At 73.5% G+C, this 14,813-nt stretch carries 8 protein-coding genes and 1 pseudogene; 4 read left to right on the top strand and 5 right to left on the bottom strand.

All coding sequences use genetic code 11. From position 1 onward, the window contains the following. Positions 1 to 29: 29 nt before the first annotated feature. Positions 30 to 1,043 carry a hypothetical protein gene (locus ACGFS9_RS08510; RefSeq protein WP_393251654.1) on the bottom strand — a complete coding sequence of 338 codons (1,014 nt, stop codon included), beginning with the start codon at positions 1,041 to 1,043 and terminating at the stop codon, positions 30 to 32. A gap of 376 nt (positions 1,044 to 1,419) precedes the next feature. Between ACGFS9_RS08510 and ACGFS9_RS08505 the strand changes: the two genes are divergently transcribed. Both ACGFS9_RS08505 and ACGFS9_RS08500 read left to right on the top strand, forming a co-directional pair. Beyond that, complete coding sequence (locus tag ACGFS9_RS08505; RefSeq protein WP_393251578.1) at positions 1,420 to 1,758, top strand: DUF6233 domain-containing protein; 339 nt, start codon at positions 1,420 to 1,422, stop codon at positions 1,756 to 1,758. 111 nt (positions 1,759 to 1,869) lie between these two features. Continuing rightward, entirely contained in the window at positions 1,870 to 2,817 is a 948-nt protein-coding gene (locus ACGFS9_RS08500) for a Ku protein (RefSeq protein ID WP_393251577.1), read from the top strand. A 224-nt stretch (positions 2,818 to 3,041) separates the two neighbouring features. Here the strand turns inward: ACGFS9_RS08500 and ACGFS9_RS08495 are convergent, their stop codons facing one another. The 3 genes from ACGFS9_RS08495 to ACGFS9_RS08485 form a co-directional block, all read right to left on the bottom strand. Further along, on the bottom strand, positions 3,042 to 3,806 hold the full coding sequence (locus ACGFS9_RS08495) for an SAM-dependent methyltransferase (RefSeq protein ID WP_393251576.1): 765 nt from the start codon (positions 3,804 to 3,806) through the stop codon (positions 3,042 to 3,044). Between the two features lie 431 nt (positions 3,807 to 4,237). Further along, positions 4,238 to 5,437, bottom strand: coding sequence for an RICIN domain-containing protein (locus ACGFS9_RS08490; RefSeq protein ID WP_393251575.1), 1,200 nt, complete (start codon positions 5,435 to 5,437; stop codon positions 4,238 to 4,240). 228 nt (positions 5,438 to 5,665) lie between these two features. Further along, a complete protein-coding gene (locus ACGFS9_RS08485; RefSeq protein WP_393251574.1) occupies positions 5,666 to 7,489 on the bottom strand; it encodes a cellulase family glycosylhydrolase in 1,824 nt (607 codons plus the stop codon). Positions 7,490 to 8,227: 738 nt separating this feature from the next. Here ACGFS9_RS08485 and ACGFS9_RS08480 point away from each other — a divergent pair. Together ACGFS9_RS08480 and ACGFS9_RS08475 are read left to right on the top strand one after the other, a co-directional pair. Further along, complete coding sequence (locus ACGFS9_RS08480; RefSeq protein ID WP_393251573.1) at positions 8,228 to 10,360, top strand: glycoside hydrolase family 6 protein; 2,133 nt, start codon at positions 8,228 to 8,230, stop codon at positions 10,358 to 10,360. A 512-nt stretch (positions 10,361 to 10,872) separates the two neighbouring features. Next, on the top strand, positions 10,873 to 13,221 hold the full coding sequence (locus ACGFS9_RS08475; RefSeq protein WP_393251572.1) for an FUSC family protein: 2,349 nt from the start codon (positions 10,873 to 10,875) through the stop codon (positions 13,219 to 13,221). A 269-nt stretch (positions 13,222 to 13,490) separates the two neighbouring features. On the opposite strand, the pseudogene ACGFS9_RS08470 reads toward ACGFS9_RS08475, so the two are convergent. Beyond that, a pseudogene (locus ACGFS9_RS08470) lies at positions 13,491 to 14,777 on the bottom strand (glycosyl hydrolase family 28-related protein); the annotation flags it as partial. Positions 14,778 to 14,813: the final 36 nt, after the last annotated feature.

The raw sequence follows: 14,813 nt of genomic DNA, 5'->3' as shown, positions 1-14,813 counted from the left end.
CCGGGCCCCGACGGCGGGGCGGCGCCGGCTCAGGAGACCCGCAGGAAGGTGGCGGCCGGGCGGACGGCGTCGGGGCCGAACCTGGCCCGGATGCGGTCGACGGCCGCCTCGGCGACCAGCCGGCTCTCGCGCACCGCGTCGAGGCTGATCTGCTCCGCCACACGGCTCGCCTCGACGAGGTCGTCGGCCTTCAGCGTGATCGCGGTGATCCGGCCGCGCTGGAGGCCCGCCGCGTCCATCAGCCGGTAGGCCAGGGTACGCAGGTCGTCTTCATGGGCCGACGCCTCGGCGAGCCGCCGGGTGCGCTCCCATGCGGTGCCCCCGGCGAAGCGCAGCGTCAGGGTCAGTCCGCGGGCCGCCTGACCGGCGCGCCGCAGCCGCAGCGCCAGGGCGACGACCAGGTCGAGGAGCGCCGCGCGGACGCCCGCGCCGTCGAGCGCCTGGCGGGTGAAGTCGCGACGGACGCTCGCGGTGGCGGGCAGCGCGCGCGGGACCACCGGACGCGGGTCGACGCCCCGGGCCCGGTCGGCGGCCTGCCGGCCGGGCCGGCCGCCGAGGAGCCGCTGCGCGGTGGCGGGCGGGATCGCGGCGAGCAGGCCGACCGTGTGGACGCCGTAGTCGCGCAACGCCTGCGCCTGGCGGGGCCCGATGCCGTGGAGGGCCTCGACGGGCAGCGGGGCGAGCCACTCCGTCACCCGGCCCGCGGGCACCGCGAGGACGCCGCCCGGAGCCGGGACACGACCGGACGCCGTGGCCGCGACGCTGATGGACGGCCCGATACCGACGCGCACGTCGACACCCAGCCGGGAGACGGTGCGCACCCGCAGCACTTCACCGAGCCGGACCGCGTCGACCCCGTGGTAGCGCAGTGCGCCCCGGAGTTCCGCCAGCGCCGCCGACGGGGGCAGCGCCTGCACGACGGAGGACAGCTCCGCCATCTGTTCGAGGACCTGTCGGTAGACGTCCTCGGGCACCCTCTCCGGACAGCGCACATGCATCACGCTGGCCTCGCGCCCCATTTCGGTCTCCGGCGTCACGCCCATCACCTCCACCCTCACAGTATCGAACTTATATTCGAACACGCGAGGCGACGGGCGGACCTCGACGTCGACCGGGTTCGGGCGGCCGAGCATCAACACCCCTCGCCACAGGAGCGGCACCGACGCCGCCGGCCTCCCCCGGCGGCCGGATTCCGGCATCGATCACCCGTCGACACCCACCTCCTCCGACAGGCGGGGGGACGACCACTTCGCCGCCGCCACGGCGCGGCAGAGCACGGTGGGCCGCTGTCGCGCCTCCCCGCAAGCCGGCGCCACCGGGGCACGGGGCGGCGCTCCGGGACCGCCGCACGGCAGGCCGCCGACCGGCTTTCCCGCAGGCTGTCGCGCTCCGCCGCACCATGGAACTAGAATCGGACGCATGTTCGATGACTTGCCGCCTGACCAGGCGCGGCTGCACACCCTGCGGGTGTGGCACGCCATGTGGCTGCACCGCATCGACGCCAAACTCGCCGCTCTCCGGGAACGGGAGGCCGAGCGGGAACAGGGTCGCGCCGGCAGGCCCGAGAAGCCCGACTGGGTCGTCGAACTCGGGATCGGCAAGGGACGGCCGCCCGTCGAGGTCCACGTCGGCGACTGCTACGCGGTGGGCAGTCGCCGGCGCCCGGTCCCCCGGGAGGAGGCGCGGCGGCTGCTCTCGGCCGGCGTGCGCGCCTGCGCCCACTGCAAGCCCGACACTCATCTGCACATCCTCGACTGACCGCCCCGACCGAGCGGCGCGCATCGCCGCCTGCCGGCCCGACCGCTCGCCGCGCCCCGGCCGGCGCGTGCTCCTAGGCTGAGACCCTCGGGCCCGTCGCGGAGGTCATGAATGCCACGAACCGTCTGGTCAGGTGCCATCTCGTTCGGTCTGGTCACCGTGCCGATCCACGTGGTGAGCGCGACCGAGGACCACTCCATCCGCTTCCACCAGGTCCACCTGGAGGACATGTCCCGCGTGCGGGTGCGCAAGGTCTGCGAGATCGAGGACCGCGAGGTGGCCCAGTCCGAGATCGGCAAGGGGTACCAGTGGGGCAAGGACACGATCATCCCCGTCCTCGACGAGGAGCTGCGGGACATGCCGCTGCCCACGGCGAAGGCCATCGAGATCGAGGCGTTCGTTCCGCTCCGGTCCATCGACCCGATCCAGATCGGCGACGGCTACTACCTCGAACCGGCCGGGCAGGTCGCGGCCAAGCCCTACAAGCTGCTGCGCCAGGCGCTCGAACGGTCCTCGAAGGTCGCCGTCGCCAAGTACGCGTGGTCCGGGCGCGAGCGCCTGGGTCTGCTGAGGGTCCGCGACAACGTGATCGTCCTGCATTCCATGCGCTGGCCGGACGAGGTGCGCGACCCGTCCTCGCTGGCTCCCGGCACGGTGGAACTCACCGACGACGAGATCGCCGGGGCCGAACAGCTCATCGAACGCATGACGCGCGACGATCTGGAGGGGCCGGAGTTCGTCGACCGCTACAACGACGCGGTCGCCGAGGTGATCAAGGCCAAGCGTGCCGGCGCCGAGCCTCCCGGGGTGCCGGAGGAGGCGGAGCCGCCCGGCAGGGTCGTCGACCTGATGGCCGCGCTCAAGGAGTCCGTGGCCAAGGCCCGTGCGTCGCGCGGCGAGGACGCCACGGTCCACGACCTGCCCCCGGGCCGGGCGGGGACGCAGACCGCGAAGAGGACCGGGAAGAAGGCCGCCGCCCGGAAACAGCCGGCCGAGAAGCAGCCCGCGAAGAAGACGGCGGCCAAGAAGACGGCCGCGCGGAAGCCGCGGAGCGCCTGAGCGGCTCTCCCGGCCCCCCGGCGCGGCGCCTCGGTCCCGGGGGCCTCCCCGGTCGCGGCCCGGCGGCGGCGCACCGCCGGGCCATGGCCGGGCCATGGGGCGGGCCATGGGGCGGTCCACGCCACCGCCGCCCGGCCGAGAACCGCGGCGTCCCCGTACGGGGCGTGCCGTGACCCGGTGGCGAGGCCCGGCCGCCCCGCCGGGCCGGGCGCTCGGACCACCCCTCAGCCCACGGGAACCAAGGTGAGATAGGCCAGTCCGAGCACCCCCCGGTACCCCCGCAGCCAGCTCGACCGGTGGCGGTCGACGCGCTCGCGTGTCTCCGCCGCCGACGGATGCCCGGCGTGCGCGGCGAGCCACTCCTCCAGGTCGGCCTGGTAGCCGGACTCGAAGTCGTCCCACTCGTCGCTGTTCGCCGACTCGATCCACACGGGCCGGAACCCGGCGGCGACGGCGAGGTCGACGAGCCCGGCCAGCTCGTGGAACTCGTCGGCGCGGGCTCCCGGCCACATGGAGTCGAGCTCCGCCGGGGTGGGGGCGCGCTGCCAGTAGGCCTCACCGAGGAGGACGCGGCCGCCGGGCCGGACGAGTCCCCGCAGCGCGCGCAGTGCGGCGGCGGTGTGGCCGGGCGGCTCCACGCTGCTGAGGGCGTGGCTCGCTCCCAGGCACAGGACGAGGTCCGCCGGGCCGTGCCGGGTGGACTCGGCGGATTCCTCGACGAAGGTCACGCGATCGGCCAGTCCCCGGCCGGCAGCGCTCTCCCGGCCCCGCGCGAGGTCCTCCCCGTTGACGTCGACACCGACACCGGTGGCGCCGTCCACCGCCTCCAGGGTGCGGAGCATCAGCTCGCCCCAGCCGCACCCGAGGTCGAGGACGGTGGCGGGCGCCGCCCGGGAGAGTCTGCCGACGATGCGAGCGGCGCGGGCCTCGGACAAGGGGCCCAGAAACGTGAGGCGGGTGAGCCGCGAAGGCGCTTCCTGATCATCCATGGAGCGCAACGCTAGACCGGCGAACCGTGCGGCGACATCGGGTTTCCGGCGGCCTCCCGCCCGCCACGGTGCCACGCCGCGCCGAGCGCTCCGGAATCCCGGCGCACCAGCGTTCCGGCATCGTGCCCGGCGCCACCGCCGACGAACCGGGCCAGGCGCCCGGCCCCGCTCCTCCCTTCCGTGCCGGTCCGCCCCGCGCCCGGGGGGTCGTTCACCCGCTGCCCGCCGCAGCCGCGCGGCGTGCAGCCGTCGCCCGGCGCACCCTGCGGCGCACAGCAGAACGCAGCAGGACGCATGCAGCGGGCGCCGGCGGGCCGAGGACCCGGAGTACGCGTCGGCGGACGGGCTGCCGGTCCTCACCGCCCGGAGCGCCGCTCCGGGGCCCCGGGCCCGGCCTCGGGCCCGGGACTCCGCTCCCCCGAGCCCCGTCGTCAGCGCAAGCTCCACACCTGGTTCGGCTGCGTGCCGCCACCGCCGAAGCAGTCCCAGATCTGGATGCGGGTGCCCGCCGCGGTACCGCGCTCCACGGCGTCGAGGCACTTGCCGGAGCCGGTGTTCACCACGGTGCCGTCGGCGTCGGCCCGCCACTTCTGCGCACCCCGTCCGTTGCAGGACCACAGCTGGACGACCGAGCCGTTGGCGGTGCGGCCGCCGGAGACGTCGAGGCACTTGCCGGTCGCCGGATTCACCAGCGTGTCGCCCTGCCGGGACCACTTCTGGGCACCGGTGCCGTTGCAGTCCCACAACTGCACCGGAGTGCCGTCCGCGGACGCGCCGCCCCGCACGTCCAGGCAACGGCCACTGGCCTGCCCGACGACGGTGCCGCCGGCCGGCGGCGTGCCCCCTCCCCCGTCGGCGGTGAAGGAGAAGTCGTCGACCGCGAGCCCCTGGCCGCCGACCCACGGTTCGAAGCCGAACTGAACGCTCGTCAGGTACCACGCCGTGTCGACGTACCCGCGTGCGACCGCGTCCGCGGTGAAGTCGGCGATGTGCACGTCCAGGGCATCGACATTCTGCTGACGCACGTAGGACACCACGTTCCAGGAGATGCCTCCGTTGGAGAGCCGCCCCTCCCACACGTCGTACGCGGCGCCCGAGACGGTCGCGGTGCCGATGCGCGATCCGGCGGGCTGCGGCGGGCCGGAGTGCGCGCCCCAGATCATGATCTCCGCACCGTTGTTCTGCCCGGCGGGAGAGGGCGAGGAGTCGAGCCAGATGTCGTACGCCGCGTCCCAGGAGCCGCCCGCGGTGCGGTAGGAGACGCTGCTGCGCGGATCCTTGAACGCGCTGACCCGGACCGGGAGGCCGCTGCCGGTGGTGCAGTTGCCGTAGTGGCAGCCCGCGTAGACCGAGGGGTAGGCGGCGGGGGCTCCGTTGGTGGGGACGTTGTGACTCGCCGTACTGACGGTGAAGCCGGTGCCGGTGACGGTCAGGCACTGGGGGGTGTCGTCGCCCCATTCGTTGTTCTGCACCATGTAGGCGCCGCCCGCGATCGGCGTGCTGCCGTACTTGTCGCACAGCACCGTGTCGGCGTGTGCCGTTCCGCCGGCCGCCAGCGACAGGGCGGCGGCCGGCAGGAGGGCGACGAGCACGCCCAGTGCGGCCCGCGCGCCCGAGGGGAGGGAGGTCATCAGGTGCTCCTTGACGAGGTGTGGGGGGTGTCGAGGCCGTCCCGCCCCGGACGCCCGCCGCGCGGGAGTCGCCGGCAGGTGGGCGCACCGGATGCGCTCGGCTCCGGTGCGCCCACCTGCCGGAGCGCGGCGGACCACGGTGCGTGGTGAGGCACCCGGTCCAGTGCCTGAGCGCCATGTCCCGGATGCGCCCGCCGTCGACCCGGCGTCCGGGACGGAACGCGCGCGCTACACGGCGCGGCAGTCGAGCACCGGGGTGCCGGCCCCGCCCGGCGCCGCGCCGAAGCCGAACGCGGTCGAGGCGCCGGGCGCGATGGTGCCGTTGTGCGCGGCGTTGGTCGCGGTGACCGTCCGGCCGACCTGGCTGTAGGAGGCGTTCCACATGCCGGAGACGGTCTGCCCGCCGGGCCAGACCCAGCTCACCTGCCAGGAACCGGTCGCCGTGGAGCCCGTGTTGGTGACGGTGACGTCGGCGTTGAACCCGTCACCCCAGTCGCTGCTCACCGTGTACACGGCCTTGCAGCCGGTGGAGCCGCCTCCGGTGCCGGAGGTCGTGGCGGACACGGACGCGGAGGCGGGCGAGGTGTTGCCGGCCGCGTCGCGCGCTCGCACGGTGTACTCGTAGCGGGTGCCCGCGGTGAGGCCCGTGTCCGTGAAGGTGGTACCGGTGGCCTGGCCGACCTTGCCGGTCCCGCGGTAGACGTCGTAGCCCGCCACCGCGGTGTCGTCGGTGGACGCCTTCCACGCCAGTGACACGCTGGAGGAGGTGGTGGCGGTGACGGCGAGTCCGGCCGGCGTGGAGGGCGCGGTGGTGTCCGTGCCGCCCCCTCCCCCGCCGCCGGTGAAGCCCGGTGCCTTGATGGAGGCGAGATAGCCGTCCTTGACGGTGTCGACGCTGCTCCAGTCGTCCTTGAGGATGCCGCCGGTGTCACCGGAGTTCGGGTTCCAGGACCAGAAGGTCCACTGGAAGCTGTCGGCGCCGTGGGTGCCGGTGGCGCGCAGGTAGTCGACGAGGGCGGCCAGCCACTTCCGGTCCACCTCCGACTGGAGGGTCGTGCCGAACTCGCCCAGCCAGACGGGGGCGATGTTCTGCTTGAAGATGTAGCCCCAGTTCCGGTCCCAGACGGCCGGCATGTTCGCCGGGAAGGACGGGTCGCTGAACCACGGTTGCTGCGCGACGCTGGTGGCGTAGTCGTGGGCGGAGTAGACGAGGCGGTGCGCGACGCTCAGCAGGACCGGCGCGCCGGCGACTCCGGCGAGGTTGCCGCCCCACCAGTCGCTCTGGCCGTTCACGGTCTGGACGCCCTCGACGAAGATCAGCAGGCTGGGGTTGACGGACAGGACGGCGTTGCCGCCCCGTTCGGCGGCGAGCCGCCAGTCGACGCTCGTGTCGCCGCACCCCCAGCAGGCCGGGTCGTGCGGCTCGTTGTGCAGGTCGATGCCGACGACGGCGGGGTTGCCCTGGTAGCGGGCCGCCAGTGTCTTCAGGTCGGCGATCCAGGTCGTCTCGGGGACGGCGGATGTGTACCAGAGCGCGGACTGGGCGGAGGAGTCGGGCCGGTGGCGGTCGAGCACGATCTTGAGGCCGACCGAGCCCGCGTAGTCGACGATCCTGTCCATGACGTGGAGCGAGTCCAGACCCTGCAGGTCGGCGTTCATGCCGCTCGCGTAGCTGATGCCGTTGGGCTGGGCGCCCTTGAAGACGTCGTCGCTGTAGGGCAGGCGGATCGTGTTGTAGCCCAGGGTCCTCATCTGGTCGATCATCGACCGGTAGTCGCGTGACCAGAGGCCGTGCGCGACGTGGTTGGCGGTCTCGAAGCCGAACCAGTTGACGCCGGCCATGCGCACCGGCTGGTTCTGGGCGTCGAGTATCCGGCGGCCGTCGGTGTGCCAGTACCCGGCGCCCGCCACTGCCGCCGCGCCCGACGGGGACGGGGGTGCGATCGCCGCGTGCGCGGGACCCGCGACCGTGAGGGGGACGAGGGCGGCGAGGACGGCGGCCAGGAGGGCGACGAGGGCGCGCCGGGCACGAGATGCGGGTGGATGACGCATGGTGGGGGGTCCTTTCCGGGTGGGAGCGCTCCCATTGGCGGGCGCACGAATCCGGACGGGCAGGCGGATGGGCATCCGGCGGGACGGCTCCCGCGGACCGGCGGGAGTGTCCCGCTCCCGGCGGCCGACTCGTCGAAGCCGGACTGCGCACATGGAAGCCACTAAGCGTGTCCGCGTCAATACTTCACGCAGCGGCCGCCTCGCGAGCCCCGCACCGCGCATCGTGATCCACGAGGCTCCGGACCAGGCCACCACCCCTCGACCGCCGCCGGACACTCTCGGAAACTTCCGCGGGGCGACAGGCACCTCCCCCGCCCGGGGCGCGCCCCCACCCCGACCCCTCCCGCACCCCGGACACGCGATCCCGCACCGCGTCGCGAGCATTCCGACGGACCGTCAGCCACACATTCCTTGCAGGGGTGTTGACATCGGCAGCTTCCCCACCGCACCTTGGGAGCGCTCCCACATCCGGTGTCCCCGTCCCCGCCGTCGTCTCGGCGACCGGGCACCGTCAACGCGCGACGACGAACCACCGGACCCGCATCCGGACGCCGTCGCGGCGCGCACCCGTTCGGCGGCGACCGCGCGACACACCGGTCCGCACCGGTCGCCTCCGTCCCGCCCGCTCGCACCGTCCCGCCCGCGGTCCCCCGTCCGCCGCGCCCGCAAGGCGGCGCGGCGCGGTGCCCGCGACCCCGCACCCGTCCGTACCTGCCAGCTCTCCCCAGGAGATGACCGATGCCTTCCCGCAGAACCGACTCCCCCGAGCGCCGCGGCGGTCCCCGGCGGACCGCCGCGCTGGCGGCCGGCGCGCTGCTCGCCGCGCTGTCCGTCGCGGCCCTCCCGACCACCGCGACAGCCGCGGCCAAACTCGACAACCCCTACGTCGGGGCCACGGCGTACGTGAACCCCGACTGGTCGGCCAAGGCGGCGGCCGAGCCGGGTGGTTCGGCCGTGGCCGACGAGCCCACCTTCGTCTGGCTGGACCGGATGGCCGCGATCGCGGGCACCGCCGACGCCCGCGGCCTGAAAGCACACCTCGACGCGGCGAAGGCACAGGGCGCCAACCTCGTCCAGCTGGTCATCTACGACCTGCCGGGGCGGGACTGCGCGGCCCTCGCCTCCAACGGCGAGCTGGGCCCGGAGGACCTGGCCGCCTACCAGAGCGACTACATCGACCCGATCGCCGCGATCCTCGCCGACCCCGCCTACGCGGGCCTGCGCATCGTGAACCTGATCGAGCCCGACTCCCTGCCCAACCTCGTCACCAACGCCGGGGGCACCGCCGGGTCGACCCCTCAGTGCGCCACGATGAAGGCGAACGGCAACTACGAGAAGGGTGTCGGCTACGCCCTGCACAAGCTCGGCGCGCTGCCCAACACCTACAACTACATCGACGCGGGCCACCACGGCTGGCTCGGCTGGGACAGCAATCTCGTCCCCTCGGCCCAGGAGTTCAAGAAGGCCGCCACCACCAGCGGCGCCACCGTGAACGACGTGGCCGGATTCATCGTCAACACCGCCAACTACAGCGCCACCAAGGAGCCCTACGTCAAGGTGACGGACACCGTGAACGGGCAGACGGTGCGCCAGTCCCAGTGGATCGACTGGAACCAGTACGTCGACGAGGGCTCCTACGCCCAGGGGCTGCGCAGCGCCCTCGTCGCACAGGGCTTCGATTCGGGTATCGGCATGCTCGTCGACACCTCCCGCAACGGCTGGGGCGGCTCGGCACGGCCGGCCGGCCCGGGGCCGACGACGAGCGTGGACGCCTACGTGGACGGCGGGCGCATCGACCGGCGCATCCACGCCGGCAACTGGTGCAACCAGAGCGGCGCGGGCCTCGGCGAGCGCCCCACGACCGCACCCGACACCGGCATCGACGCCTACGTGTGGGCCAAGCCGCCGGGTGAGTCCGACGGGGCGAGCAAGGCCGTCGACAACGACGAGGGCAAGGGCTTCGACCGCATGTGCGACCCGACCTACACCGGGAACGCGCGCAACGGGAACAACCCGACGGGCGCGCTGCCCGACTCGCCGCTGGCCGGGCATTGGTTCTCCGCGCAGTTCCGCCAGCTCCTCGCCAACGCCAACCCCCCGGTGGGCGGATCGGGCGGCGGGGGCGGCGACACGCAGGCGCCCACCGTCCCCGGCGGCCTCGCGGTCGGCTCCACGACGAGCAGCAGCGTCACGCTGAGCTGGAACGCGTCCACGGACAACACCGCGGTCACCGGGTACGACGTCTACCGCGACGGAACCAAGGCGGGCAGCACCGCCACCACCTCCTACACGGACAGCGGCCTCTCGGCCTCCACGACGTACCGGTACACCGTCCGGGCCAAGGACGCCGCCGGCAACACCTCGGCCGCCTCCACGGCCGTGTCCGCGACCACCAAGGCGTCGGGCGGCGGAGGCGGCACGCCGGGTCTCAAGGCCCAGTACAAGAACAACGACTCCGCCACGGGCGACAACCAGATCAGGCCCGGTCTCCGGCTGGTCAACGGCGGCTCCGGCGCGGTGGACCTGTCCAAGGTGACCGTCCGCTACTGGTTCACCGGCGAGTCCTCCTCCGCCGGCTACCAGCCCTTCTGCGACTGGGCGCAGCTCGGCTGCTCCACGGTCAAGAGCTCGGTCGGCGCCGTCGCCCCGAGCCGCACGGGGGCGGACCACTACCTTCAGCTGGGCTTCACCTCCGGATCGCTGGCGGCCGGAGCCGACACCGGTGACCTCCAGCTGCGCCTGGCCAAGTCGGACTGGTCGAACTTCGACGAGTCGGACGACTACAGCCGTGGCGCGAACACCTCCTACGCCGACGCCTCGAAGGTGACGGTGTACGTGGCGGGCGCCCTCGTCTGGGGCACCGAGCCGTAGACCGGCAGGTCGCGTCGGCCACGGGGCCGGCGAGGGGTGAGCCGTCGCACGGCCGGACGGTCCTCCCCTGATCGAGTGTCCGGCACCACCGTCCGGGGCGAACCCCGGACGGTGGTGCCGGGCGCTGCCGGTCGGGGCGCACTTCGGCTTCGGCGGCCGGTCGGTCGCCGAAGCCGAAGCGCCCGGGTGCCGCAGCCGACTACTCACCCGGCCCATGCCCTCCACCCGTCCGGCCGGGCCGGGCCGGACGGCACCGGCGGCCGGGACCGACACGGGCCTTCGGCGGGCCGGCCGGTTCACCTTCCGGGTGCGGCATACCGTGCGAGAACGGCGGCGCCCGCCGGCTCGGCCGACAGGCACTCAAAGTGCCACGAACGCGGACCGCATGTACGCCCCGATGCAGACGCCGGCCCGTGGTCCGGCCACGCTGACACCGACGCCTCGCGTGCGTTCGCCGGGCGAACTGTCAGAGTGACCTCGTACGAGCCGAACATGCCCGGGAGGCGTCAGCTGTGAACACCGTGCGGTCCCTGCTGCGGCGCGACGCGGGGTACACCGCGCTCCGGCGGTCTGTCCGAGCCGCGATCGTCGCCCCGGGACTGTTCGCTCTGGCCCGTGCGCTCACCGACAGTCCCGTCGTCCCGCTGTTCGCCGCCTTCGGATCGATCGCGCTGCTGCTGTTCGTCGAGTTCGGCGGGCCGATGCGGGACCGGCTCGCCGAGCACACCGCCCTGATCGTGGCCGGAGCGGTCCTGATCTCGCTCGGCACCCTGGTGTCCCGCGACGTGTGGCTGTCCACGGCGGCCACGGCCGTCGTGGCCTTCCTGGTGCTGTTCTCCGGGGTGGTCAGTTCGGCGCTGGCCGGGGCCTCCACCTCCCTGCTCGTCGGTTTCGTCCTGTCGGCGACGCTCCCCGGCGCTCCCGGCGCCATCCCGGACCGGCTCGCGGGGTGGGGCATGGCCGGTGCGGCCTCGTTGGCGGCCATCCGCTTCTTCTGGCCCTTCCCGGTCCGCGAGCCGCTGCGGGGCAGCACCGCCGCCGCGTGCGGCGCGCTGGCCCGGCAGCTGCGCGCCGAGGCGGACTGCGTGCTGCGGGGCTTCGGGGCGGCGGACCGCAGGACGCTCGGGACGGTCGTGGACGAAGCGAAGGGCGCGGTGACGTCTCTGCGGGACACCTTCTTCGCCACCCCGTACCGTCCCACCGGGCTCTCCACCTCCACCCGCGTCCTCATCCGCCTGGTGGACGAGGTGCTCCTGCTGGCCACGATCCTCGACCGTGCGCCCGTGGGAGAGAGCACCGGTCCCACCGACAAGATCGTGTGCGGTGTGAAGACGGCCGCCGCGGACCTGCTGGAGGCCGGGGCGGAGCTGCTGGGAGCGGCGGACGACCCCGAGCCGGGCGGGCTGGCCCCCCTCCAGGAACGGCTGGTCCGTGCGCGGTCCACGATGGAGAACGCGGTCACCGCGTTCCGCCCGAAGGCGCCGGAAGGCGAGGCGGCGGAGGGGGCCGGGGAGGCCGGGCGGTTCGGGGCCGGCGGTGAGGGCGGCCGGACCGCGACCCGGTTCGTGAGTTCGCTGGAGCCGAGTTTCCGCGCGCAGGAGATGAGCTTCGCGGTGGCCGCGATCGCGGGGAACATCGACCTGATCCTGGCCGCCCGCCGGCGCACGCTGTGGCAGAAGATCACCGGACGCCGCCCCGAAGGCGCGGCCTCGCCGCTCACGTCGGCTCAGGAACGCGCCGGAGCACACGCCGAGCGGCATTCCGTGTGGCTGCACAACAGTGTCCGCGGCGCGATCGCCCTCGCGCTCGCCGTGCTCGTCGCGGAACTGTCCGGTGTGCAGCACAGCTTCTGGGTGGCCTTCGGCACCTTGGCCGTCCTGCGGTCGAGTGCCGTACTGACCGGCCAGAACTCCCTGCGCGCCGTCGCCGGCACGACCGTCGGCATCATCGTCGGCGGCGGCCTCATCTATGTGATCGGCTCGAACACCACCTTCCTGTGGGTGCTGCTCCCCTTCGCCGTGCTGTTCACGGGCTTCGCGCCGGCCACCATCTCCTTCGCGGCGGGGCAGGCCGGGTTCACCGTCTCGATCCTGATCCTGTTCAACCTCCTGGAGCCCACCGGATGGACCGTGGGGATCGTGCGGATCGAGGACGTCGCGATCGGCTGTGCCGTGAGCGTCGTCGTCGGGCTGCTGTTCTGGCCCCGAGGGGCGGCGTCCGTCCTCGGTCACGCGCTGGCGGCGGGCTTCGCGGAGGGCGTCCGGTATCTGCGGGGAGCGATCGACTACGGCGTGACGCGCTGCGACGGCCTGGTGAGCACCGCTCCGGTCCCGGACCAGGAGCGGTACCGGGCCGCCGCGGCGGCCCGGCGCCTGGACGACGCGTTCCGCGAGTTCCTGGCGGAACGCGGCACCAAGCATCTGTCGCTGACCGATGTCACCACCCTGGTCACGGCCGTCGCCGTCCTGCGCCTCACCGCCGACGCCGTCCTGGACCTGTGGGAACGCGAAGGGGCTCCCTCCCAGGCGGATCGCAGCGCGGCCCGGGCGGAGATCGAGCGGGCCGGGGACGTGCTGGTGGCCTGGTACGAGGCGACGGCGGAGGCGCTCACCGGAGTGGGTGAGGTGCCGGAGGCGGAGGCCAAGGACACGGCGGCCGACGAGCGGCTCGTCCGTGCGGTGGAGCACGACCTCGGGTCCGATCGGAGCGAGCACTCCTCGACCGCCATCCGGGTGGTGTGGACCGCCGATCACATCGAGGCCGCACGCCGCCTGCAACGGGGCGTGCTCGAACCCGCTCGCGCGGTGGCCGGGCTTCAGCGCGAACACGACGCGCGCATGGGCCTGTTCCGGCCGTCGTGACGTCCAGGTGTGCCGCGCGTCGCCTGGCGGAGGCGAGGCGCACGGGCGCAGCCCTCCCGGTAGGGCTCGGCGCCGCGTCCTGAGGAACGGGCCCGTGCCGTGGGCCGGTCCGCCATCGGGAGCGTCGCGGTCTCCCCCGCGTGAGGGGTGGTGGTGTGTCGCGCTCGGAGTGCGGAGCGGCTCCGGACGTTCGACCCGTCCGGAGCCGCTCCGCACTCCGCCTCAGCAGCCGCCCGGCCGCCGGCGGCAGGTGGTCGGGGCGCCGGCGGTCAGCGCCACGGTGCCGGTGCCGGGGGTGCGACCACCGGGGGCCGGTCGTCGCAGGTGATGGTGTTCGGGACCTCCCAGGAGGCCATCCACGGGCCCGTCGTCCCCCCTCCGTCGTTGCCCCCGAGATCACCGACCGTGAACTCGGAGCCCGTGGAGGGGAAGTTGAACGATCCGCAGTTGTTGATGCCGACCGCACCGACGTTGCGGGCGTCCACGTTCTCGAACGTCGCCGAGCCGGCGGAACGGGCGCTGAGCACGGAGGTGCCGGTGCCGTCCACCCGGATGTCCTTGAAGTGGACGCCACGGATGGCGTACTTGTCCTTGACGGGGAAGTCGGAGACCAGCATCACCGCGTTGTAGGTGGTGTCGAGGAAGTGGTCGCCGGTGACGCGGATGTCGGCGTCGATGTCACGCTCCAGGGCGTAGAACCAGATCGCCCCCAGGCCGATCTTCCAGTTGAGCTCGAACGGCCCCGACCGGACGGTGGTGTTGTCCGTGATCCGCAGGTAGCCGTCGAAGGGGGTGGCACCGAAGCGGGAGCCGACCTGGATCGCGCTGCCCTCGCGCACGGGATCGGCGACGAGGTTGCCGGTGACGGTGGCGTCGGTGCCGCCGTAGAGCGCGATGCCGTTGGCGAGGACGGGCGATTGCACGGTGTTGCGGGCGAAGACGTCGCGCGCGTTGCCTGTCTTCTCCGACCACATGGCCAGGCCGTCGTCACCGGTGTTGCGCACGAAGGTGTCGGTGACGGACGAATCGGTGACACCGGTGTGGAAGTTGATGCCGTCGGCGATCTGGTCGGCGATCTGGTTGCGGGTGACGCGCAGGCGGGTCATCGGGCCGTCGAACCACATGCCGACCTTGGTGTGGTGCAGGTAGAGGCCGTCGATCGTCGAGTCGCTGAGGGCACCGCCGATCGCGTTCACCTGGTCGGTGTCGACGCGCTCGCGGACGTCGCCCTCGACCGCGAAGCCGGACAGGTGGACGTGGTGGCTGCCGCCGTCCGCCGCGTCCTTGCCGTAGAAGCCGACGCCGGTGTGGAGCGACCCGTCGGGGGCCGGGGCGTCCAGGGTGACCTGGTGCCCCTTGACGACGGTGTACCAGTTGCCCGCGCCGACGATCGTCACGTCGTCCACGACGACGTGCCGGTTCACCTGGTAGGTGCCCGGCGGCAGGTACACGGTGCGGTGCCGCTTCCCGGCGTACGCGATGGCCCGCTCGAACGCGTCGGCCGCGTCGTGCCGGCCGGTCGGGTCCGCGCCGAAGGCGAGCACGTTCACGGCCCGCGGCTCGACGTGCGGGGCGCGCCCGGCTTCCCTCGC

The organism is Streptomyces sp. NPDC048566, assembly GCF_043199735.1.
In the GTDB taxonomy this organism is placed as follows: domain Bacteria; phylum Actinomycetota; class Actinomycetes; order Streptomycetales; family Streptomycetaceae; genus Streptomyces.
This window is presented reverse-complemented; position numbering and strand designations above follow the sequence as displayed.

Bases quoted from the DNA above. Each gene is read 5' to 3' on its own strand.
- ACGFS9_RS08510 (WP_393251654.1), bottom strand. From the start codon at position 1,043: ATGGGCGTGACGCCGGAGACCGAAATGGGGCGCGAGGCCAGCGTGATG.
- ACGFS9_RS08505 (WP_393251578.1), top strand. From the start codon at position 1,420: ATGTTCGATGACTTGCCGCCTGACCAGGCGCGGCTGCACACCCTGCGG.
- ACGFS9_RS08500 (WP_393251577.1), top strand. From the start codon at position 1,870: ATGCCACGAACCGTCTGGTCAGGTGCCATCTCGTTCGGTCTGGTCACC.
- ACGFS9_RS08495 (WP_393251576.1), bottom strand. From the start codon at position 3,806: ATGGATGATCAGGAAGCGCCTTCGCGGCTCACCCGCCTCACGTTTCTG.
- ACGFS9_RS08490 (WP_393251575.1), bottom strand. From the start codon at position 5,437: ATGACCTCCCTCCCCTCGGGCGCGCGGGCCGCACTGGGCGTGCTCGTC.
- ACGFS9_RS08485 (WP_393251574.1), bottom strand. From the start codon at position 7,489: ATGCGTCATCCACCCGCATCTCGTGCCCGGCGCGCCCTCGTCGCCCTC.
- ACGFS9_RS08480 (WP_393251573.1), top strand. From the start codon at position 8,228: ATGCCTTCCCGCAGAACCGACTCCCCCGAGCGCCGCGGCGGTCCCCGG.